The 20,995-nt window shown below is 56.0% G+C and carries 19 protein-coding genes; 9 read left to right on the forward strand and 10 right to left on the reverse strand.

What is annotated here, in order from left to right:
* Positions 1-20: 20 nt before the first annotated feature.
* Positions 21-1,445, forward strand: coding sequence for a Glu/Leu/Phe/Val family dehydrogenase (locus HSW_RS03305; RefSeq protein WP_044000821.1), 1,425 nt, complete (start codon positions 21-23; stop codon positions 1,443-1,445).
* A gap of 106 nt (positions 1,446-1,551) precedes the next feature.
* Here the strand turns inward: HSW_RS03305 and HSW_RS03310 are convergent, their stop codons facing one another.
* Positions 1,552-2,736, reverse strand: coding sequence for a hypothetical protein (locus HSW_RS03310; protein WP_044000822.1), 1,185 nt, complete (start codon positions 2,734-2,736; stop codon positions 1,552-1,554).
* 695 nt (positions 2,737-3,431) lie between these two features.
* On the opposite strand from HSW_RS03310, the gene HSW_RS03315 reads away from it, so the two are divergent.
* Positions 3,432-3,671 carry a hypothetical protein gene (locus tag HSW_RS03315; protein ID WP_155832802.1) on the forward strand — a complete coding sequence of 80 codons (240 nt, stop codon included), beginning with the start codon at positions 3,432-3,434 and terminating at the stop codon, positions 3,669-3,671.
* Positions 3,672-3,799: 128 nt separating this feature from the next.
* Here HSW_RS03315 and recG read toward each other — a convergent pair whose 3' ends face one another.
* The 4 genes from recG to mutY form a co-directional block, all read right to left on the reverse strand.
* Positions 3,800-5,899 (reverse strand): ATP-dependent DNA helicase RecG, encoded by a 2,100-nt coding sequence (gene recG, locus HSW_RS03320; protein ID WP_044004056.1) that lies wholly within the window; start codon positions 5,897-5,899, stop codon positions 3,800-3,802.
* Positions 5,900-5,985: 86 nt separating this feature from the next.
* Positions 5,986-6,582, reverse strand: a complete 597-nt coding sequence (gene gldD, locus HSW_RS03325) for a gliding motility lipoprotein GldD (RefSeq protein ID WP_044000824.1) — start codon at positions 6,580-6,582, stop codon at positions 5,986-5,988.
* A gap of 146 nt (positions 6,583-6,728) precedes the next feature.
* Positions 6,729-7,154 carry a single-stranded DNA-binding protein gene (locus tag HSW_RS03330; protein ID WP_044000825.1) on the reverse strand — a complete coding sequence of 142 codons (426 nt, stop codon included), beginning with the start codon at positions 7,152-7,154 and terminating at the stop codon, positions 6,729-6,731.
* Between the two features lie 99 nt (positions 7,155-7,253).
* Complete coding sequence (mutY, locus tag HSW_RS03335) at positions 7,254-8,345, reverse strand: A/G-specific adenine glycosylase (RefSeq protein WP_044000826.1); 1,092 nt, start codon at positions 8,343-8,345, stop codon at positions 7,254-7,256.
* 199 nt (positions 8,346-8,544) lie between these two features.
* Here mutY and HSW_RS03340 point away from each other — a divergent pair, with 199 nt between their 5' ends.
* The 4 genes from HSW_RS03340 to HSW_RS03355 all read left to right on the forward strand — a co-directional run bounded on the left by HSW_RS03340 (position 8,545) and on the right by HSW_RS03355 (position 14,433).
* Positions 8,545-8,847 (forward strand): HU family DNA-binding protein, encoded by a 303-nt coding sequence (locus HSW_RS03340; RefSeq protein WP_044000827.1) that lies wholly within the window; start codon positions 8,545-8,547, stop codon positions 8,845-8,847.
* Between the two features lie 82 nt (positions 8,848-8,929).
* Positions 8,930-9,853 (forward strand): tetratricopeptide repeat protein, encoded by a 924-nt coding sequence (locus tag HSW_RS03345; RefSeq protein ID WP_231501349.1) that lies wholly within the window; start codon positions 8,930-8,932, stop codon positions 9,851-9,853.
* Between the two features lie 406 nt (positions 9,854-10,259).
* Positions 10,260-11,867, forward strand: a complete 1,608-nt coding sequence (locus tag HSW_RS03350; RefSeq protein ID WP_044000828.1) for an Rne/Rng family ribonuclease — start codon at positions 10,260-10,262, stop codon at positions 11,865-11,867.
* Positions 11,868-12,096: 229 nt separating this feature from the next.
* On the forward strand, positions 12,097-14,433 hold the full coding sequence (locus HSW_RS03355) for an ATP-binding protein (RefSeq protein ID WP_071883055.1): 2,337 nt from the start codon (positions 12,097-12,099) through the stop codon (positions 14,431-14,433).
* A gap of 3 nt (positions 14,434-14,436) precedes the next feature.
* On the opposite strand, the gene HSW_RS03360 is transcribed toward HSW_RS03355, so the two are convergent.
* Positions 14,437-15,159: a LytR/AlgR family response regulator transcription factor gene (locus HSW_RS03360; protein WP_044000829.1), complete on the reverse strand. Its 723-nt coding sequence runs from the start codon at positions 15,157-15,159 to the stop codon at positions 14,437-14,439.
* Positions 15,160-15,557: 398 nt separating this feature from the next.
* On the opposite strand from HSW_RS03360, the gene HSW_RS03365 reads away from it, so the two are divergent.
* Entirely contained in the window at positions 15,558-15,749 is a 192-nt protein-coding gene (locus HSW_RS03365) for a hypothetical protein (protein ID WP_044000830.1), read from the forward strand.
* A gap of 271 nt (positions 15,750-16,020) precedes the next feature.
* Here HSW_RS03365 and HSW_RS03370 read toward each other — a convergent pair whose 3' ends face one another.
* Positions 16,021-16,701 carry a porin family protein gene (locus tag HSW_RS03370; RefSeq protein ID WP_044000831.1) on the reverse strand — a complete coding sequence of 227 codons (681 nt, stop codon included), beginning with the start codon at positions 16,699-16,701 and terminating at the stop codon, positions 16,021-16,023.
* Positions 16,702-16,792: 91 nt separating this feature from the next.
* On the opposite strand from HSW_RS03370, the gene gldB reads away from it, so the two are divergent.
* Both gldB and HSW_RS03380 read left to right on the forward strand, forming a co-directional pair.
* Positions 16,793-17,818: a gliding motility lipoprotein GldB gene (gldB, locus tag HSW_RS03375; RefSeq protein ID WP_052346064.1), complete on the forward strand. Its 1,026-nt coding sequence runs from the start codon at positions 16,793-16,795 to the stop codon at positions 17,816-17,818.
* Between the two features lie 90 nt (positions 17,819-17,908).
* Positions 17,909-19,108 carry a glycosyltransferase family 4 protein gene (locus HSW_RS03380; protein ID WP_044000832.1) on the forward strand — a complete coding sequence of 400 codons (1,200 nt, stop codon included), beginning with the start codon at positions 17,909-17,911 and terminating at the stop codon, positions 19,106-19,108.
* A gap of 56 nt (positions 19,109-19,164) precedes the next feature.
* Here the strand turns inward: HSW_RS03380 and nth are convergent, their stop codons facing one another.
* The 3 genes from nth to HSW_RS03395 all read right to left on the reverse strand — a co-directional run bounded on the left by nth (position 19,165) and on the right by HSW_RS03395 (position 20,801).
* Positions 19,165-19,875 carry an endonuclease III gene (gene nth / locus HSW_RS03385; protein WP_044000833.1) on the reverse strand — a complete coding sequence of 237 codons (711 nt, stop codon included), beginning with the start codon at positions 19,873-19,875 and terminating at the stop codon, positions 19,165-19,167.
* A 121-nt stretch (positions 19,876-19,996) separates the two neighbouring features.
* Positions 19,997-20,227 (reverse strand): hypothetical protein, encoded by a 231-nt coding sequence (locus HSW_RS03390; RefSeq protein ID WP_044000834.1) that lies wholly within the window; start codon positions 20,225-20,227, stop codon positions 19,997-19,999.
* A complete protein-coding gene (locus HSW_RS03395; protein WP_044000835.1) occupies positions 20,166-20,801 on the reverse strand; it encodes an RNA polymerase sigma factor in 636 nt (211 codons plus the stop codon). The genes HSW_RS03390 and HSW_RS03395 overlap by 62 nt, the downstream gene beginning before the upstream one ends.
* Positions 20,802-20,995: the final 194 nt, after the last annotated feature.

The following is a 20,995-nucleotide window of genomic DNA, read 5'->3' on the forward strand; positions in this document are numbered from 1 at the left end:
ACCTTCAACTCCATCCACTTATGGCCAACGAACAGGTACAGGGCAAAGACTTTTACGAGAGCGTGCTGCGGTTTTACGACCACGCAGCCAGCTTCTCCAAGCTCGACCCCGGCATTATCGCCCAGATCCGGGCCTGCAACAGCATCTACAAGGTCAACTTCCCAGTGGAAGTAGACGGCCACGTGCAGGTGTTCGAAGGCATCCGGGTGCAGCATAGCCACCACAAGCTGCCCAGCAAGGGCGGCATCCGCTACAGCGTGTACGTGGATGAGGAGGAGGTAATGGCCCTGGCGACCCTGATGACGTTCAAGTGTGCCCTGGTGGACGTGCCCTTCGGCGGTGCGAAAGGCGGCGTGAAAATCAACCCGCGCACCACGCCCGTGAATATCTTGGAGCGCGTGACGCGGCGCTACGCCACGGAGCTGATCAAAAAGAACCTCATCGGTCCCGGCATGGACGTGCCGGCCCCCGACTACGGCACCGGCAGCCGCGAAATGGCCTGGATTGCCGATACCTACCAGACATTCAAGTATGGCGACACCAATGCGCTGGGCTGCGTAACCGGCAAGCCGGTGGGGCAGGGGGGCATCCGGGGGCGGACCGAGGCCACGGGCCTGGGCGTGTTCTACGGCCTGCGCGAGTTGCTGCTGGACGAGCCGATGCTAGCCAAAGTGGGCCTGAGCAGCGGCGTGGCCGGCAAGCGTATCATCGTGCAGGGGCTGGGCAACGTGGGCTACTACGCGGCCAAGTTCTGCCAGGAAGCCGGCGCCCTCATCATCGGTATTGCCGAGCGGGAAGGCGGCGTGTTCAGCGAAGCCGGCCTCGATGTGGAAGCCCTGTTTCAGCATCGCCAACAAACGGGCTCGGTACTGGGCTTCGCCGGGGCCGAGGACGTGGCCGAGTCGCTGGACCTGCTGGAGCGGGAGTGCGACGTGCTGATTCCGGCTGCGCTGGAAAACCAGATCCACGAAGGCAACGCTGACCGTATCAAGGCCAAAATCATTGCTGAAGGCGCTAACGGCCCCACCACCCAGGCCGCCGAGCAAATTCTACTGGCCAAGGGCGTCATCATTCTGCCCGACCTCTACCTCAACGCTGGCGGCGTAACGGTATCGTACTTCGAGTGGCTGAAAAACCTGTCGAATGTGCGCTTTGGACGCATGGGCAAGCGGGCCGAGGAAGGTGCAATGCGCCGGCTGGTGGAAACCATTGAGCGCACCACCGGCAAAATCATTAGCCCCCAGGAGCGCCAGCTCATCGTACACGGCGCCGACGAAATCGACTTGGTACACTCCGGCCTCGAGGACACCATGATTACCGCCTACCAGTCCATCCGCAAGGTGATGGACGACGTGGAGGGTATCACCGATCTGCGCACCGCCGCCTTCTACAGCGCCATCGAGAAAATCGGCGTCAGTTACCAGTCGCTTGGCATCTTCCCGTAAGCCAACAGGAACATCCGCTCACGAAAAAGCCGCTTCTGAAGAATCAGGAGCGGCTTTTTCATTGGAACAGATCTGCGGCATCAGTGCCATCTGCACCATCTGTGATTTATTTAACCACAATCTTATTCAGCATGAGGGCCGCTGATTTTTTGCTGGGGCGGCTCACGCCGATGAGGGTTTTGGCATCCAGCCAGGCCGTGAAATCCTTCACATAGGAGGGGTTCTGGTCCGAGGCCACGTTCAAACCCAAGCCTTTCGGCTCCGATACCACGCCCGTCTGCACGTTCACGCGGCGCAGGTACAGGTCCGATTTGTTCTTGAGCTTCTCCCAGGTCACCACCTGCACCTCGGGCCCGAACACGGCCGCCCGGTAGCCAATGCTGCTGTAGCCTTCCGTGGCGGGAGCTACCTGGTCCTTACCAATGATGCTGTGCCAGGTGGGCGTCTGAAACTCGTTGTAGCCGAATAAATGCAGTTCGCGGGTGTGGCCGGGTGAGTCGTCGCCGCCTTCCTCATACTTCTTCTCGGCCGCCACCACCAGCTGCTTGTCGTCGGTGAGCAGCAGGTCGGTGAGGTACACGTCTTCGAGGCGCTTGGCGGTGCTGCCGTTGGCTTTGTTGACTTCGGCCAGGTACTCGGGCGAGAACTTGAACTCGGGTGCGAATTTCATGTCGCCCTCAGCCGAGAAATCAAACTTCACCACTTTCAGGCTGTGATAAAGGCCGGTTTCCCGCTCGTTGCAGATGGCAGCGGCGTACAGCGTGTTATCGGGTAGCAGGCGGAAGCGGGAGTCAAACACGTTTACCACCTTGCCTCCGAATGTACCGCCTACCGATACCGACATCACCTTCACGTCGGGCGAATCGTTGCGGTAGCGGCGTACGGTCAGCTTTTTCATCTCGTCACCTACCAGCGTAACCAGTTGGGAGCCGTCGTTGCCCACGTGTACGGTGGTAGAAAAGAAGCCGCCTTGGTCGTGGAAATCATAGGTGCGGTCCTTCAGCTTGGTAAGTTTCTCGTCGTATACGCTGGCGCTGATAGCTTTGATTTGGGCACCCTGCGTGAGGTAGCGCCATACTACTAGCTTGGTGCCATCGGGGGAGAAGCCAGCACCCGGACGACGGTCACGCGCCCCGGCTTCCGTGAGTTTTTTGACCGGGGCCTTCTGCCCGCTGGCTATGTCCAGGGAGTAGCCGATGAGTTGCTGCGCGGCACCGGTATTTTGGTGAACCAGTACCGTGACCTGCCCATTACCCCGGCCGAACCCATCAATAGCTTCGCCGGCCGCCAAGGGTAAGGTTGTGCTCCACAGGCGTTTTATATCTGCATCATACCGTTCAACGGCATACTCCGTGGCCGACTTATGCGCTAGGATTACGAATCCTCCCCCTGGCAAAGCCAGCGTCTTGCTGCTAACTCGTTGGTTGTACCGGTCCTCAGTCTGCTCTGGTAAATAGCTGAAGGCAGCTGACTTAACTCGTTGTGCTAAAGCCTGAGTCCCATTAGAAAACAACGTGGCCAGACAAAAACCAGACGTGAACAAAAACGAAAAACGCACGGGCAAAGACAGTTAGGTGAATGAGCGGACTCAGCGCATAAAAATGTACTCTCCAAAGGTATCCAACTTCGGCCGCACTCCGTACACCCCCCGCTTTGCAACGATATTCAAAGGCCTACAAAGAGAATATTCATGCTTTTTTAATGCCTAAAAGGCTTTATGTGAGGGCTAAATAGATTCTTTTTGCCGGAAATAAAGCCTGTGGCTCGCTTTCCGAATAGTGGAGAGAAAAGGAAAATATGTATATATAAAATGTAAATTTTATATATACATTGTCCTGTTTTCCCGCTCATTATAAAGCCGCTGATAGTGTTGTAAAGGCTTTTTTCTTGTTTTTTTTGTATTTGTTTCAGTCGTTTCTAGGATTCCAGCCTTCTTGGTCTGAAATTTGTCGAACGCCCGGAACTGCTTAAAACCGGTAGCCCTCTATGAAGTCTTTACTACGTTTCTCTCTTATGCTTTCGCTTGTTGTGATAGGTAAGATCAATCAATCCGCCTCTGTAACTGCTTCTGTAGCCAAGGCCGGTAATTCCACCCTGCAGCTGCCTGTGCAGAACGCTTCATTCTTTCACCACACTACTTCCGTCAAGCGAAAGATTGAGGGCGGTGGATCGCGCTTCTGGCAAGCTACCGCCCCGGCTGCCGTGACAGCAAACACCATGGAATAGGGTCCACATCAGGCGAATTTTTGTAAAAGCCGCCTTTTTCACGGCTCACTGTTTTCAACAACGGCCCGGCTCCAACTACAACAGTTGGTCGCCGGGCCGTTGTTTGCACGTAATACTTACGGTGGCGCTTAGCTGATGCGGCTCCAGTTCACAGCTGTAGCAGGTAAACTCTCGATGTGGCGGCGGATGGCCTGGTTTTCGGGCTTTACCAGCTCGGGGTCCTCGGTCAGGATGGCTTGGGCAGCGGCGCGGCTTTCGCTCAGGATGCGGCCATCCTTGGCCAAATCGGCAATGAGCAGGTCGAGGACACCGCTTTGCTGGGTACCCATCAGGTCGCCGGGGCCGCGCAGCTTCAGGTCGATGTCGGCAATTTCGAAGCCGTTGTTGGTGCGCACCATCGTTTCGATGCGGGTGCGCGAATCCTTGCTGAGCTTGTAGCCGCTCATCAGGATGCAGTAGCTCTGGTCGGCACCCCGGCCTACGCGGCCGCGTAGCTGGTGCAACTGCGAGAGGCCGAACCGCTCGGTGCTTTCAATCACCATCACGGAGGCGTTAGGTACGTTCACGCCTACCTCAATTACGGTGGTGGCGACCATAATCTGGGTTTCGTTTTTCACGAAGCGCTGCATTTCCGCGTCCTTCTCGGCGGCGCTCATGCGGCCGTGCACGATGCTGATCTGAAACTCGGGGAAGGCCCGCGCAATGCTTTCGTAGCCGTCCATGAGGTCTTTGTAGTCGGCCATCATTTCGCTTTCCTCAATGAGCGGGTACACGATGTACACCTGCCGGCCCAGCTTGATCTGGTCGCGCAAAAAGCCGAACACCTTGAGGCGGTTGGAATCGAAGCGGTGCACCGTGACGATGGGCTTACGGCCGGCCGGAAGCTCGTCAATCACTGACACGTCCAGGTCGCCGTAGAGCGTCATGGCCAGGGTGCGCGGAATGGGCGTGGCCGTCATCACCAGCACATGCGGAATAACGTGGGGGTTTTTCTGCCAGAGCTTGGACCGCTGCGCTACCCCGAAGCGGTGCTGCTCGTCCATGATGGTGAGGCCCAGGTTTTTGAACTGCACTACGTCTTCGAGCAGGGCGTGCGTGCCCACCAGCATATTCATCTCGCCAGAGCGTAGCTGCTCGTGCAGCACGCGTCGCTCGGCGGTGCGGCTGCTGCCCGTAAGCTTCCCGATTTTCAGCCCCAGCAAGTCGGCAAAGCCCTTCAAGCCCACGTAGTGCTGGTCGGCCAGGATTTCAGTGGGGGCCATCAGGCAGCTTTGGGCGCCGTTGTCGGCGGCCATGAGCATGCTGATAAAGGCCACAATGGTTTTGCCCGAGCCCACGTCGCCCTGCAGCAGCCGGTTCATCTGCTGGCCGGCGCAGAAGTCTTTATAGATGTCGTGGATGACGCGTTTCTGGGCTCCGGTAAGGTCGAAGGGCAGCACGTTTTTGTAGAAGTGCACCAGCGTGGGTACTTCCTTGAAAACCTGACCGGCCAGCGTGACTTTGCGCTGGTCGCGCTGGCGTAGCAGCTTAAGCTGCACGTAAAACAGCTCCTCAAATTTGAGCCGGAAGCGCGCCGTCTGGAGCAGTTCGGTGCTCTGCGGAAAGTGAATCTGCTGAATGGCCGTGGCCTTGTCCATCAGCGCATACTGCTGAATCAGGGCCGGTGACAGGGTTTCCTGTACCTGGGGCAGGGCAATCTTCAGCAGATCGGCCACCATGCGCATGATGGCCTTGCTATCGACGCGGTGGTAGTTCTTGAGCTTCTCGGAGGTGTTGTATACTGGCTGGAGGTAACTCTGACCAACCTTCTGCTCAGCTACTTCCTCCATCTCCGGGTGCGCCATCTGGGGGCGGCCATTGAACATCGTGGGCTTGCCGAACACGATGTACTCTTGGTGGTTCTTAATCACCTTTTCCAGGTAGTTCACGCCTTTAAACCACACGAGCTCCAGCTCGCCACTGGCGTCGGCTACTTTGGCTACCATGCGCTTCTTGGGGCCCTCGCCCACCACTTCGCGGTTGCGCAGAATGCCCTTCACCTGCACAAACGGCAGGTCGTCGTGCAGGTCACAGATGTTGTAGAACTGGGTGCGGTCGAGGTAGCGGAACGGGTAGCGCTGGATCAGGTCGCCGTACGTGAACAGATTAAGTTCCTTTTGCAGCAACTGCGCCCGTTGCAGGCCCACGCCCCGCAGATATTCTAGTTTGGTCTGAAAGAAGTTACTCAAGGGAAAATGGCTGGATTGCTGAATGGCTGAAGGGCTTTCGCCCTCTATCAGGTAGGCAGCCATTCACCAGTTCAACAATTTGACAGTTACTTGTATTTCAGCGTATTCAGCAGCCGTACCACATCCTGCTTCACGTACTCAATCACCGGGGCCAGCGAGTCGTTGGCGGTGGCGGTACGGAAGTAGAGTGCGCCCCGGAAGAAATGGCGGGTGCTATCGGTGGTATAAAACTGAAACTGGCTGGGTACCTCACCCTGCAGCTCAAATACGGCTACGCGCATACCGTGAGGCGTTTTGAGCATGGTTTCATCAATGGCCGTAGCCTTGATTTCGTGCTTGCTGGTGAGTTTGCGGGCGTCTTCCAGCAGCTTGCTGTACAACTGCGGCCGGCCCTTCAGGTCGGCGTAGGTAATCTGCACGTTGGCCTTGAGCTGCGGGTAGTACACATTGATCCAGTTTGGCTGGGCCAAGTAGGAGGAGTCGCGCAGAATTTTGGCGTGGCGCGAATACTCGAACGTGTACGGCCGGCCGGGGGCCAGCTGCTGGTAGGCATGCGGCGGCAGGTCGATGCGGTTGTAACCTTTGGGTTTGGGCGTGAAATCGGGTGCCGATGTGCAGCCGGCGGCCAACGTCAGCAACGTGCTTACCGCTGCAGCGGCGCGCAAAAAGAGGGAAACGGCCATGCGGAAGCGGGACGAATGAAGCAGTAAAGGTAGCCAAGAAACTGGCGCAACGCCCATCCGTTTTCGTCGGCCCAGAAAACTCCGCGCAACGAAAACCCCGCCAGAACGCGTAGTTCCAACGGGGTTGTTGATAAAAAAAAGGCTGATTAAAACGGCAGTTGGTCCAACTCCGGCTCCTGCTGGAAAGTAACCGGTGCTTCGGCCGCCGCTGTTGTAGCAGCTGGCTGACCCTCGGTGTGCGGGCGGCCCCCGAGCAGGGAAATCTCCTCGGCCACAATTTCCGTCACGTAGCGTGTCTGGTTGTCCTTATCCTGGTACTGGCGGGTGCGGATGCGGCCCTCCACGTACACCTGCTGACCTTTGCGCAGGTACTTTTCGGCCAGCTCAGCCAGTCCACGCCAGGCAGCAATAGTGTGCCATTCGGTGCGCTCCACGCGGTTGCCCTGCTTGTCCTTATAGTACTCATTGGTTGCCATGGTAAAGTTAGCTACCGAGTTGCCACCTTCCAGATGCCGTACTTCGGGGTCTTTGCCCAAATGGCCAATCAGGATGACTTTGTTTACGCTTGCCATACGCTTTACGGAGAAGTAGTTGAGAGTAAAAAAATAGAATTTGGGTACTGTCCTATAAAGATAGTAAATGTGATATTATTTGCCAAATATATTAGATGCTTAAATGTCTAAATTGCTAATGTAATTAGTTATAAGAATGGACTTAGGGAGTTCCTCAATTTCTGTCGCACGGTATGGTGCCAGGCTGGTTGCAGCTAGGCTAGCGGGTGGCAGCGGTTCGCTCAGCCACACCGTGTGAAACTTCGCCTCTACCTTCTGGTGGCTCAGGACGTGACGCAGCGCGCCCGTCGGCTCCTCGGCCCAGTTGGCGGCCACGCAGCCACCAAGGTTTTCCACTACCTGCACCACGTCCACTACCGGCAGCTCCGCCGATTCGGTTTCGTGCAAAGCAAAGTCATAGAGACCCTCCCAGATATCCTTGGGGCCGCGCTTACGCAGGTATATCGTATCGGCGTAGCGGAGCACCAGGTAGTGGAAGTAGCGGGTGCGTGCGGCCTTGGCTTTGCTTTTCACCGGCAGTTCCTGTACCATGCCGTGTTGAAAGGCAAAGCACTGCTGTTGCAGCGGGCAAAACAGGCAGTCGGGCTTAGCTGGGGTGCACTGAATGGCCCCAAATTCCATAATAGCTTGGTTGAACTCCGCCGGTTGATCGGCCGGAATCAGCGTATCGGCCAGTTGCTGAAACACTTTGCGGCTGGCCGGCGCGGCAATATCTTGGGTGAAGCCAAACACCCGCGCTAGCACCCGGAACACGTTGCCATCAAGCACCGCCACCTGTTCATCGTAGGCAAAGGAGGCAATGGCCGCGGCCGTATACTGGCCCACGCCCCGCAGCTTCAGCAACTCTTGGTACGAGCCGGGAAACTGCCCGCCGTATTCCTGCACCACCTGCTGAGCTGTATGGTGCATGTTGCGGGCTCGGGAATAATAGCCCAGGCCCTGCCAATGGCGCAGCACCTCATCCTGTGGGGCAGCTGCCAGGTCCTGCACGGTAGGATAAGTCGTGACGAAATCCAGGTAGTAGGGGAGGCCCTGTTTCACGCGGGTTTGCTGCAGAATCACCTCCGATAACCAGATGGAGTACGGGTCGCGGGTGTGCCGCCAAGGCAGGTCGCGGCGGTGGCGGGGGTACCAATTGAGCAGAGCGGCAGCAAACCAAGAAGTAGGAGCGGCTGTTAAGAGAGAAGGCAAGGCTTTGAGAAAGAATAAGTTGGATGCAACGCAGAGGTTAAAGCGGATTGCAGGAAAACGGTTTGTAAAACCAAAAAAGGGGACTACCTTTGTGCCCCTCAAAACGTAGGCAAACTCTTACCGGGCAAGTGCTTACGTTTTAAGGATGGCATGATTTTGCCGAACAGAATATTTTTCACTCCCTAGTACACTTACCAGCGTGACTAAAGCAGAAGTAATTGCCGAAATTGCCGACAAGACCGGCATCGAGAAAGCAGACGTTTCGGCTACCGTAGAAGCCTTCTTCAAAGTCGTGAAGGACTCCATGGCAGATGGCAACAACATCTACGTGCGTGGCTTTGGCTCTTTCGTAAACAAGAAGCGCGCTAAAAAAGTAGCCCGCAACATCTCGAAAAACACGTCGATTATCATCGACGAGCATTTCATCCCCAGCTTCAAGCCGTCAAAGACCTTCATCGGGAAGATCAAAAACAGCAAGAAGATCAAAGAACTGGCTGCCTAAGCACCCATTGTTGTAATATTGCCGGCTGTGCCGCCGGGAATTCCCTTTTGGAACCTCGGCGGCCAGCTTTTTTTTCGTGCTGATGGCAACTACCACTTCTTCTTCCAAGCATCAAGTACTTGTGCTGGCCCTGGCGTTTGCGCTGGTGGCCGGTTTGTTTTTGTTGCCGAAGGTAATTGTGAAGCCAAAGGAAGGGAAGGGCACCCTGGCTCAGACTGCGGCCCGTACCGCCAACCGTGACAATGGGGCGGCTGCACCATCCACGGCTGGTAGCGGTCTTGATGAGCACGGCCACCCGGCCGGCAGCCACGACGAAGGCGGTACCGCCGAACAGCCCCACATGACTATGCCTGCCGCTCAGCGCCGCGAAATCAGCACGCTGGTAGGTAAGTTTACGACCGAGGCTGATCAGACGGCTAAGTTGCGCCTGGCGCAACAGCTGGCTGAGAAGTATAAGGCCGTAGAGCGGTTCGATAGCGCCGGGTACTACCTGGAGCAGGTGGCTATGGTTCGCCCCGGTGAGCAAACTTGGAAGCGCGCTGCCGATGAGTATTTTGAAGCGTATAGCTTTGCTACCACCGAGGAGCGCCAGAAGCTGCTGGGGTCGAAGTGCATGGAGCTGTACGAAAAGGTGTTGAAAAACAACCCCGACAACCTCGATGCCAAGACCAATCTGGGCATGGCCTACATGTCCAGTGCCAATCCGGTGCAGGGCATCACGCTTATCCGGGAAGTTCTGACAGCTGACCCGCGTAACGAAAAAGCCTTATACAACCTTGGCTTACTGGCTATTCAGAGCGGACAGTTCGATAAAGCCGTCGGTCGTTTTCAGGAGTTAGCGAAAGTAAACCCCGAAAACGTCAACGGACAGTTTTATCTTGGCGTCACGTTAGCCAAAACCGGCGCGAAGGAAGAGGCCAAAAAAGCCTTCCTGAAAGCCAAAAGCATCAGCCCCGATCCGGCCTTGGCCGCCTCGGTGGATGAAGAGCTGAAAAAGCTGCAATAAAGTAGTTGTCGGCTGCTGATTGGCAGTTGTTAGATTTTTCCGACAACTGCCAACCAGCGACTACCAACTAGCAAAACAAATCATTCAACCACTTAACCCACATCAACATGCCCTGCGGTAAAAAGAGAAAGCGTCATAAGATTGCCACTCACAAGCGGAAGAAGCGTCTGCGCAAGAACCGTCACAAGAAGAAGTAAGCCCTCCCGGGGTTTGCTGGCGGAATTTTTTCAGTAGAAAACAGCTCCGTCTATCTCTCACTTAGGTTCTCTGAGAGTGGCCATAAGTTTGCTTTCCCCGTGGCTTGGAAGGGAAGCCGGTGCCTTGCGCGCTGGCTTCCCTTTACGGGTTTCGGGGGCAGCGGCAACAGGTGCACTCTTGGCAGCAGCCATTCTAACCGCTTAATCCATTGAGTAACGAATTAATCATTAATTCTACTCAGGACGGAGAACGGATTGCCCTGCTACAGGACAAGCGGCTCATCGAATATCATTTCGACCGCAACGACACCGCCTACTCGGTTGGTGACATTTTCCTGGGTACGGTCAAGAAAGTTATGCCCGGTCTGAACGCCGCGTTCATTGACATCGGGTACCAAAAAGATGCCTTTTTGCACTACGGCGACTTGGGGGAGAATTTTCCTTCCTTGGTGAAGTGGGGCAAAGGCGTCCAATCGCAGAAAATACCCGTCGGCCCCCTGAAAACTTTCGAGTTTGACGGGACGCTCGACAAAGTCGGCAAAATCGACAATGCCTTGAAGAAGGGCCAGCAGCTGCTGGTACAAATAATCAAGGAGCCGATTTCTACCAAGGGGCCGCGCCTGTCCATGGATATTTCCATGGCCGGCCGTTACCTAGTGCTGGTGCCGTTTTCCAACACCATCAGCGTATCCAAGAAGATTGTCAGCAAGACGGAGCGGGAGCGGCTCAAGCGGCTCATTGCTTCCATCAAGCCCGACAATTTTGGCGTGATTATCCGCACCGTGGCCGAGGGCCGCGAGGTGGCTGAGCTCGACCGGGATATGCAGAATATGGTAGAGAAGTGGAACACCTTGTTCCAGAACCTGAAGGCGGGGAAACCTAACGACAAGATTCTGGGTGAGTTGGGCCGCACCTCCTCCATGCTGCGCGACATGCTCAACGAGTCGTTCGATGCCATTACCGTGGACTCGGCGCCGATGTATGAAGAAATGCGCAGCTACCTGCAGCAGATTGCGCCCGATAAGTTGGGACTCCTGAAGCTGCACACCGGCAAGGTGAAAGTCTTTGAGCAGCACGGTATTGAGAAGCAGCTGAAAACGCTGTTTGGCAAAACCGTGACGGTGCCCAGCGGCGGTTATCTAGTCATTGAACATACGGAAGCTCTGCACGTTATCGACGTAAACTCCGGTAACAAGAGCAACCAGGAAGGCGACCAGGAGGCTACAGCCCTGCATGTGAACCTCGCGGCCGCCAAAGAAGTAGCCCGACAGCTTCGGCTGCGTGACATGGGCGGTATCATCGTGGTCGATTTCATTGATATGAAGTCGGGCGAGAGCCGCAAAAAGGTAGAGGATACCGTGCACAGCATCATGAAACATGATAAGGCCCGGTATACCATTCTGCCCATCACCAAGTTTGGCCTGCTTCAGATTACCCGGCAGCGCGTGCGGCCGGCCGAAGCCATTGTAACCGGCGAGGTGTGCCCCACCTGCGGCGGTACGGGCAAGATTTCAGCTTCCATCCTCGTGACGGACGAAATCGACAACAGCATTGACGACCTGCTGGTAGCTCAAAACCAGTCGGGTATTACGCTTTCGGTGCATCCTTTCCTACATGCATACTATACCAAAGGGTTAGTAAGCCGGCAGATGAAATGGTACCTGAAGTATTACAAGTGGGTGAAGGTGATGAAAGACACCAGTCTGGGGCTCACCGAGTACCGCATCGAGGACGAGCACGGCGAGGAAATCGAGCTGCATTCGGCCGCGGCGGCCATGAGCCGGTTGCAGGACCGGGAACTGGAAATAATTGACTGACGGATTTTTTCTGCGAGAAAACTCCTCCTGATAGAAGAAAAGCCCGCTTTGCTGGATGCAAGGCGGGCTTTTTGTTGTTCTGCCGAGCCGTTACCGAGAGAAGGTGGTGCTCCCGTCTTTCAGCCATTGGAAGCGGATATTAGGATAGCAAAACGGTTCATTCAGCCAGAAATGCCGGCCGTTCGGCGAGGTTAAACGTACTTTCGACGTAGCACCTTACCCTTCTGCAATGGATTCGTTACTCCCGGTATCCCCTGATCTTCTAAACGCGGCGCAAGCGCACGAGCGGATTCAGGCGTTGGAACAGGAGCTGCGCCAAGTGAGAGCAGAGGCTCGCACAGTCGAAGCCCGTTTGGGGCAACTGGTAAACCACCTGCAGGAAGGAATTCTGCTGACCGATCATACGGGGCATATTGCGCTGGTTAATGAACGGTTCTGTGCGCTGTGGGAGTTAGAGGAACCGGCCGACTACTGGTTAGGTCGTAGGTGGGAGGAAATGGCCGCTGTGATGTTGCCGCTGGCCGCAGACAGTGTCATGTTTGAGCAGCGGGTGCATGCCTTGCGGGCGGCTGGACAGCCAGTGTTTAATGAGCTGATAGAACTGCAGGACGGCCGTGTGCTGGAGCGTGATTTTGTGCCGGTGCGGCAGATAGATGGGCTCAATGCCCGGACCCTGATCCGGTTGCGTGATGCTACGGAGTACCAACGAGCCACGGAGCAGCTACGGGCGGTAGCCAGTATTCCAGGGCAGAACCCCAACCCTATTTTCCGCATTGACGCCGACGGGCAAGTACTGTATAGCAATACGGCGGCCAATGTGCTGCACGCCAGTCTAGAGGAGAAGGACCAGAACCGCCTGTTTACAAAAGCCCAGCGGCTTGCAGCGGCAGCCCTAAGCCAGAATACGCCCTGGCAGGTAGATGTTCCGGTGGGAGCCAGCTTTTATGCGGTATTTGTGGCTCCTTTCCCGGAGGAAGGTTACGCGAACCTGTATCTGGTGAACATCACCAAGCGTATGTTGGCGGAGCAGGAGCTGAACCACGCCAAGGATGAAGCCGAAGCTGCCGTGCGGGCCCGGGAAAACTTCTTGGCCAACATGAGCCACGAAATCCGGACACCAATGAATGGGGTGCTGGGAATGGCTGCCCAGTTGGGCAAAACCCGCCTCGATACCCGGCAGCAGGATTTGCTGCGTATCATCCGGACTTCCGGCCAGCACTTGCTCAGCATTATCAATGACGTGCTGGACATGGCTAAAATCACGTCGGGTAAGCTGGAATTCGAGCAAACGGCTTTCAACCTCTGCGACTCAATGAATGAGGCGCTACAGCCGCTTATGCACCAGGCCATTGAGAAGGGAATTACTGTATCGGGCACTTTACTGAAGGAGTCGTGCCCGCTGCCGTGGGTGCTAGGCGACCCATACCGCATCAACCAGATCCTGATAAACCTCATGGCCAACGCCGTGAAGTTTACGGAGCGTGGCGGGCACATTAATGTAGTAGGCCGTCAGGTAGACTCAACGCCAGAAACATTGACGGTAGAGTTTGCCGTGACAGATACAGGTATCGGTATACCAGAGTCGCAACGGGCCCGGATTTTTGAGGGCTTTACCCAAGCCTATGCCGATACTACCCGGCACTTTGGCGGAACCGGACTGGGGCTTAGTATTTCGCGGGCCATTGTGGAGCAGCTGAACGGGGTGCTTACCGTGGAAAGTGAAGTAGGCAAGGGCAGCACATTCCGGTTTCAGCTGGCTCTGCCGCGCACGCCCGCCGTGGTGGAAGCTCCTGCTATGTCATCTTACAATACCGGCGCGTTGCATGGTCGGCGCGTGCTGCTGGTAGAAGACAATCAGATTAACCGCGACGTAGCCCGTATGCTGCTGGAGGAATGGGGCGTTGTGGTGGATGAGGCTGAGAATGGCCAGCAGGGCGTAGATATGTATCAGCAGCAGCTCTACGATGCCGTATTAATGGACATTCAGATGCCGGGTATGAGCGGCTTGGATGCTACAGCCATTATCCGGCAGCTGCCCGATGCCCGGCAGGCTAACGTCCCGATTCTGGCCCTTACGGCCAATGCCTTTCGGGCTGATAATGCGCGGTACTTGGCAGCTGGTATAAACGCCTGCCTGGCCAAGCCTTTTGAGGAGGCAGAGTTGTACCAAGAGCTGAAAAACCTGCTACAAGAGCCAAACACGCCCGCTGTTACCACGCTCAGCTATGACCTTACCAAGCTCCGCGCTCTGTCGCACGGGCGGGAGGCGTTTGTGGGGAAGATTATCCGCTCCTTTCTGGCGAATGTACCTGTCAGCATCGCACAGCTGGAAGCTGCCGCCGCCAGCGGCGACTGGCAGCAGGTTGCTGCCCTCGTGCATCACATCAAGCCCGGGATAGAATCATTGGGCGTACGGGAGGTAGCCGGGGCACTGCAGCAGCTGGAGCAGTTGGAAACCGGTCACGGAACAGAGGCCCGGCCTTTGCACGAAGCGGTGGCGCGCCTCGTGGCCCAGGTAAAGCGTGCGTTACACGAACTACGCCAGGAGTTGCCTGCCAACTCGTAACGCCTACAGCCCCCGCAACTGGCTGTAAAATGCCTCCTGGTACGATTTGCCCACGGGTACTTCGTATTTCCCGAGCGCCAGCATGTTATCTTCAATGGCATCGATGCGCTGGGTGTTGATAATATAGCTACGGTGAGCCCGCACGAAATGCGCGAACGGCAGCCGGTCGGCCAAGGCTTTGAGCGTGAGGTACACAATGTGCTTTTGCGTGTCCGTGACCAGAATAGAGTAGGTCGACATGGCTTCGATGAATAGTACGTCATCGAAATTGAGACGGAGCATGCGCGTGCCCACTTTAATGAACAGTTCGGAGCCTTTCGCTTCTACGGAGGCAGCAGGGGCGGGGCCGGTCTTAGGCTTCTGTCGGTCTAGCACCCGGATAATGGCCTGCGTGAAACGGGGCAGATTTACAGGTTTTACCAGGTAGTCAGCTACCTGCAGCTCGAAAGCATCCACGGCAAAATCCCGGTGGGTGGTAACCATAATAATGGCTGGGGCTGGTTGAGGCAGCAGGCGGGCCAGTTCCAGGCCAGTCAGGTGGGGCATTTCTATATCGAGTAGCAACAAATCGGCGTTGCCACCCTCCCGGAAATACTGTAAGGTTTCCAGGCTGCCAGGTAGCGAGGCCACGAGTTCCAGCTCCGGTGTGAGCTCCACCAGATGCTCCAGCGTCAGGCGGTTGATTTCGTTGTCATCAACGATGACACAGGCAAAAGGTGCGGGCATATGCGCATAACTAAAAGGACGCGAAAAGAGCCTGATGGGACCGGGGAAAATCTCAAAAAAGAATAGTTGCCAGCTCTTTACTATATGGCTTGCAAGATAAGCTCAGCGGGACACAGGAGCCGACTAAGGCTCGACGCATCTGGCTGAACCCAGATGTTAGCTCGATGAATGCCGCTTGATTCTGGGTTGCGCACAGGTCCCGTCAGCCCTGTTGATTGATGAATAGCGAAAATCTTTCGGAGAGAAAAGACGGCAGTTCGGTAAGCTGGGCTCCGCGTTGGGCTGCTACCGGCAAAACAGGGCACGGCTAGCGGGTAAAGTTGAGACGTCTTCCACCTTGAAGATGCTCGCTACTCCCTTATGCACCTGCTGCCACGAAACAAATTCTCTACGCCTTATTGCTGCCTTTCTCGCTGATCTGCAGCGCCCAGACGGCCCTGCTGCCGGTGCCCCAACGCGCGGCCCTTGTCGCCGCCAATGCGGCACTCAATGCTCGTTTCCTGCAACTAACCTGCTACCTCACCGACGTACTCCGGTTGTCCGGCAAGCAGGCCCGCGAGGTCCGGCGCGCCACGCTCACGGAGCTGTAACAGCAGAAAACCACAACCTCTGAGCGGGCCGTAACAAAATATGATGCTGCGCTGCTACGGATTATGAACGCGGGCCAGTACAGGGTCTTTCGGTGGCTGTAGGACCGCCAGCCGGTCGCAAATCTGCTCCTCACCCCCATTGCTGCTAAAGTCGCGCAGCGGTAAGAAACCATTGCTTTCAGATACTCATCCGCCACTTACTGCAACACCCCGCCCGCAGTGCTGGAAAGCAGCTGCGGGCGGGGTGTTGCAGTAAGTGGTTAAAGTCGGATTAGAATTTAATCCCCAGATCCAGCGCAAACTCGCTGTTCTTTAGCTCCACGTCCTTGAAGCCTCGCTCGTCACCGAAGTAGTTGTCGATGTTGAGCAGGCCCCGGTGGTAGCTCAGGCCGGCCAGCACTTTGGTGCTCTGGCCCAGCTGATACTCCACGCCGAAACCCGCCCGCAGACCGGCATCCGGCACGATGACGTATTTAGACGCTTTGGTTTCGACGTTAGGCGTGTTGGATCCAGGGTCGGTGAAGCGCTTTTCTCCATCAATACGGCCGGCAATGGCAGCGTTGAGCGAGCCGCCTAGCTGGAAATACAGCTTGGTGTCGGTAGCAATGTCGTTGGTGAACAGTTTTACTGTGAGGGGCACCTGCAAATACTGCAGCCCGACTTTCTGCTCCACCCGCACGTTGCGGGCCGGATCAAAGTAGCTGATGGTGCCGCCTTTGCCCGTAAGTTCCAGGCCGGTGCTGAAGGCGTAATTCTGGCCGAAAAAGTAATCCACTATAATCCCGCCCCCGATGCCGAGCTTGGATTGCTCGTTCTGGAAGCCGTAGGCGGCGGGCGAGTCGGTGCGCAGGTGCGTAACCGATGGAGAAACCTTTAAACCAATTTCAACCTGTGCGGAGGCCGCACCGATGGTGACGCCGCTAACAAAGAGGGCAAGCAGGGCTTTTTTCATGATAGCTACGGAATTACGATGAGGGGAAACACGAAGCCATGGCACTCGGCCGTTGGGATTTGGCTAATTTCGCCCCAAAGATAGAAGCGTGATGCATATTCCTGCCCGTTTGCGTACCCTGGTGGCCGTACTGGCCGCCACCACTGGGCTGCTGGCCTGTAGCCGCAGCCAGGAAAGCTGTGAATTGAACCCCGAAGTAGCCAAAGTTTCGGCCCCGGTAAACCTGGAGCGACTGGAGAAACCTTTCTTTCAGATCAAAACTACAGCCGATGCTGACCGCTTTTTGCGGGACAATGGCCTGTTTGCCCGGCAGTTTCTGCAGAGCGGACAGTATCCGGTGGGGGTATTGGCTGCCACGCTCACGCGGTTGGCCACCAATGTAAAGCTCCAGCAGCTGGGCACTCAGGCAGATACTACTTTCAAGGCCACTCAGCTGGAACAGCAGCTACGGCCCATGTTTCAGCACATTCGCTACTCCTTCCCGAAGTTTCGGGTGCCGCCCGTCAAAACCTTCGTGAGCGGCCTGAGCCAGGATTTGTTCGTAAATGACAGCCTCCTGGTACTCAGTACCGATTTTTTTGTGGGTCCTAAAGCCAGCTACCGGCCCAATGTGCCAGAGTACATCAAGCGGCGCTATACCAAGGAGCATCTGGTGCCTACCGTGGCGCTGGCTATCAGCAGCAAGTACAACCAAAAGCAGCTTACTAACCAAACCATGCTGAGTGAGATGGTGCAATTTGGCAAGTCGCTCTACTTTGCTGAGCAAGTGCTGCCCTGCACGCCCGATTCGCTTATCATTGGCTACAGTGACCGGGAAATGGCCGGCGTGCATTTCAACGAAGGGAAAATCTGGGCGCATTTTATTGAGAAAAACCTGCTCTATAATACCGCCCCATTCACCATTCAGAAGTACATCGGGGAGCGGCCCAACATTCCGGAAATCGACAAGACTTGCCCTGGCCGGGTAGGGGCGTGGATTGGCTGGCAGATTGTGCGTAAATACATGGCCGAAAACCCTGGTGTAACACTTCCGCAGCTCATGGCTGAGAAGAATGCCCAGCGCATCCTCAACGCCTCCCGTTACCGGCCCAAGGTGAACCGGGGCAAGGTGAGTTAGCGCGCAGAATGAGACTCAACGGGAACCGTATTTTAGCGAGGAGAAGAGCTGCTCACAATCCATAGCTCAGCATTCAGCCCTCACCAGTAGATGCACATTGCCGTTTTCAGCCAGTATCATACCAACCCCGACTGCCCCGCTACCAGTCGGCATTACTCGTTGCTGACGCAGCTGGCTAAAACGCACCGCATCACGCTCATTACCACCCGTACCTGGGAGCAACAGCGCCTGACCCGAGAATTTCCGTGGGTGCCGGAAGGGGTGGAAATGCGGGCCGCTGCGGTGCCCTATGACAACCGCATGGGTGTGGCCCGGCGGGCTTTATCATTCGGGCAGTACGCGGCGTATGCGCTGCGGGAAGGACTGCGGATAGACAAACCCGACGTTATCTGGGGCATTAGTACGCCCCTGACGGCGGCGTGGGCGGCCGCTCAGGTGGCCCGCTGGCGGCGTGTACCGTGGGTGTTTGAAGTGCAGGATCTATGGCCTTCTTTTCCTATTGCTATGGGCGCGGTGCCCAACCGGCTGGCGCAGCGCAGCCTGTATGCCCTGGAGCGCGGCCTGTATCAGTCGGCCCAACATATTTTGCCCCTTTCGCCTGACATGACCGAATACGTGCGGCAGTCAGGCATTCCTGCCGAGAAGCTTACCACCGTGCTGAACGGCACCGATTTGGATCTGGCGGCGCAGGCAACGGACGTGGCCGTGGAGGAATTGCGCCGGCAATGGGAGTTGCAAGGGTGCCGGGTAGTGCTCTACGCCGGCACCTTCGGGCGGGCGAATGATATTCCGCTACTGATAGATGCCGCTGTTCAGTTAGCTCCGATGTGCCCTGAGGTAGTGTGGCTATTCATGGGGCACGGGTTTTACGATGTGCTGCTGGAACAGGCTGCGCTGCGCTATTCATTTATCCGGGTGGTGCCGCCGCAGCCGCGCCACGCAGTTTTCACCTGGTTTAAGTTGGCCGATGTCTCAGTGGCTTCCTTTCTGGGCCTCCCAGTACTGGATGCTAATTCACCCGCCAAGTTCTACGACAGCCTAGCCGTTGGTACGCCAGTTATTGTCACGAACCCCGGCTGGACGAAGCGTCTGGTAGAGCAACAGCAGTGCGGCTGGTATTCTCCCGCCAGTGATGCTACCGCTTTAGCGAAGAAGCTAGCCCACCTGTTTCAAGTTCCTGAGGAACTGCGGGCGGCCGGTGCGCGGGGCCAGCAAGTAGCCAGTACTGACTTCGACCGCCAACAGATAGGCAGAACGGTGCAGCAAATTCTGGAAGCAGCCTACCTATAAAGGGAACTTATAAACTTGCTATGACTACTTATATACTAAGTTGTGCCTTTGGATAATTAATGCTGACTTTCAGAGGGCTTTATGGCTTTTTTGACCGGAAGTTTAGCAGGTAAAGTATCCTGCTTACTCACCACATCCGCGTAGTATTTGCACCAGCTGGTGAGCGGGCATACAGCACATTTGGGCGAGCGGGCCACGCAGATGTACCGGCCGTGCAGAATCAGCCAGTGGTGCGCCTTGGGCACCAGGGCCTCGGGGATGTAGCGCACTAATTCCTTTTCCACCGCCAGCGGTGTGGTGGCCGTTTTGCTTACGAGGCCCAGCCGGTGCGACACCCGGAATACATGGGTGTCCACAGCCATGGCGGGCTGGTTGTAAATCACCGAGACGACTACATTGGCCGTTTTGCGCCCCACTCCAGGTAGCCGCTGCAACTCCTCAATCGTGCTGGGTACCTCACCTCCGAAATCCTGCACCAACATGCGGCCCAGCCCCGCCAGGTGCTTAGCCTTGTTGTTAGGGTACGATACGCTGCGGATAAACAGAAAAATATCTTCTGCCGAGGCCGCTGCCAACTCGGTCGGTGTGGGAAACTGTTGCAGCAATGCTGGCATTACCTGATTTACCCGTTTATCGGTGCATTGAGCGCTGAGCACTACGGCTACAATCAGTTCATAGGGGTTGGAATACAGCAGTTCGGTTTCCGGCTCAGGAAAATGCGTGGTGAAGTACTCCAGGAAATGACGAAACCGTTCGGGCTTGCGCATGAGGATAGCTAAGGGACGTGAAGCAGCCAATGAAGCCGGCAGAGCGCAAAAAAACGCGCCGCAAAGTTACCATCCTAGGTAGCTTCGCGGCGCGTTTCCTCTCGTAAGTAACTATAGCAGGCTATTCTTTTCGCAGAAAGGTGCGGGAATATTGAAGTAGGGCGTCGGTAGTACGCTGGCTGGGCGTTCTGGACAAACCGTTCAGGGCACGCTGGGCCAGCAACAGGTCGGCACAGGAAGCGGCTAATTCGGCGTCGTGTAGCAAGGCGTTTTCTACCTGCTGCTGCTCCTTAGCTGGCAATTCGTTGTACACGTACCGGAGCAGTGTCTCGTGGGTAAAGGTTTTGATCATAGAAAACGGGTTGTGCGGCCATTTTTTTCCGCAGGTTGATCAGCGCATAACGCATCCGCCCCAGCGCAGTATTAATGCTGACCCCCGTTGCATCGGCAATTTCCTGGAAGCTCATGTCGCCGTAATGGCGCATAATCAGGACTTCTTTCTGCGCCGCGGGCAGCTCCTGAATCAGTTCCCGAAGCCGGGCGTGGGTTTCATCCCGCGTCATGGCAGCTTCGGCTCCCTCTTCTGCCAACGACAACGAGTTGAACGCATGACTTGTTGTATCAAGGTTCAACAAAGGACTGCGTTTTTCACGCCGGAAGCAGTCGATGGCCAGATTGTGCGCGATGCGGCAAATCCAGGACGAAAATTTCCCTTCCTCATTGTAGCGGCCGCTCTTCATGGTATGAATGGCCTTGATGAAGGTATCCTGCAACAGATCTTCCGCCACGTCTTCGTCGCGGACAATGAGCATGATAGTAGTGAATACGCGGGCTTTATGCCGCTCAAGCAATTGAGCGAAGGCATTCTCCTGGCCGGCAATATAAAGCGAGATGAGAGCGGAGTCGCTCGGCTGCATGGTTTCCATAAAGACTACGAGAAGTAAGGGACGTAGAGCTTTAGGCCATAGAGTGCAGTTGCTGGTAAAAACCAGGGTGAAGAAAGAATGAAGAACTCGCTGAAATCAAATGTAGAGAACCGCGAAGCGAAACACAATGGGTAAGCGCGGGAAATGCCGGAATTTTTTTGGGTAATCGAAAAACTGAATAGTAGGTATCCTGA

The sequence above is a fragment of the Hymenobacter swuensis DY53 genome (genome assembly GCF_000576555.1).
Taxonomy (GTDB): Bacteria; Bacteroidota; Bacteroidia; order Cytophagales; family Hymenobacteraceae; genus Hymenobacter; species Hymenobacter swuensis.

Excerpts from the sequence above, each read along its gene's own strand:
- HSW_RS03305 (WP_044000821.1), top strand. The coding sequence starts at position 21 with ATGGCCAACGAACAGGTACAGGGCAAAGACTTTTACGAGAGCGTGCTG.
- HSW_RS03315 (WP_155832802.1), top strand. The coding sequence starts at position 3,432 with ATGAAGTCTTTACTACGTTTCTCTCTTATGCTTTCGCTTGTTGTGATA.
- gldD (WP_044000824.1), bottom strand. The coding sequence starts at position 6,582 with ATGGCCGTTTCCCTCTTTTTGCGCGCCGCTGCAGCGGTAAGCACGTTG.
- HSW_RS03330 (WP_044000825.1), bottom strand. The coding sequence starts at position 7,154 with ATGGCAAGCGTAAACAAAGTCATCCTGATTGGCCATTTGGGCAAAGAC.
- HSW_RS03345 (WP_231501349.1), top strand. The coding sequence starts at position 8,930 with ATGGCAACTACCACTTCTTCTTCCAAGCATCAAGTACTTGTGCTGGCC.
- HSW_RS03355 (WP_071883055.1), top strand. The coding sequence starts at position 12,097 with ATGGATTCGTTACTCCCGGTATCCCCTGATCTTCTAAACGCGGCGCAA.
- HSW_RS03360 (WP_044000829.1), bottom strand. The coding sequence starts at position 15,159 with ATGCCCGCACCTTTTGCCTGTGTCATCGTTGATGACAACGAAATCAAC.
- HSW_RS03370 (WP_044000831.1), bottom strand. The coding sequence starts at position 16,701 with ATGAAAAAAGCCCTGCTTGCCCTCTTTGTTAGCGGCGTCACCATCGGT.
- gldB (WP_052346064.1), top strand. The coding sequence starts at position 16,793 with ATGCATATTCCTGCCCGTTTGCGTACCCTGGTGGCCGTACTGGCCGCC.
- HSW_RS03380 (WP_044000832.1), top strand. The coding sequence starts at position 17,909 with ATGCACATTGCCGTTTTCAGCCAGTATCATACCAACCCCGACTGCCCC.
- nth (WP_044000833.1), bottom strand. The coding sequence starts at position 19,875 with ATGCGCAAGCCCGAACGGTTTCGTCATTTCCTGGAGTACTTCACCACG.
- HSW_RS03390 (WP_044000834.1), bottom strand. The coding sequence starts at position 20,227 with ATGATCAAAACCTTTACCCACGAGACACTGCTCCGGTACGTGTACAAC.
- HSW_RS03395 (WP_044000835.1), bottom strand. The coding sequence starts at position 20,801 with ATGGAAACCATGCAGCCGAGCGACTCCGCTCTCATCTCGCTTTATATT.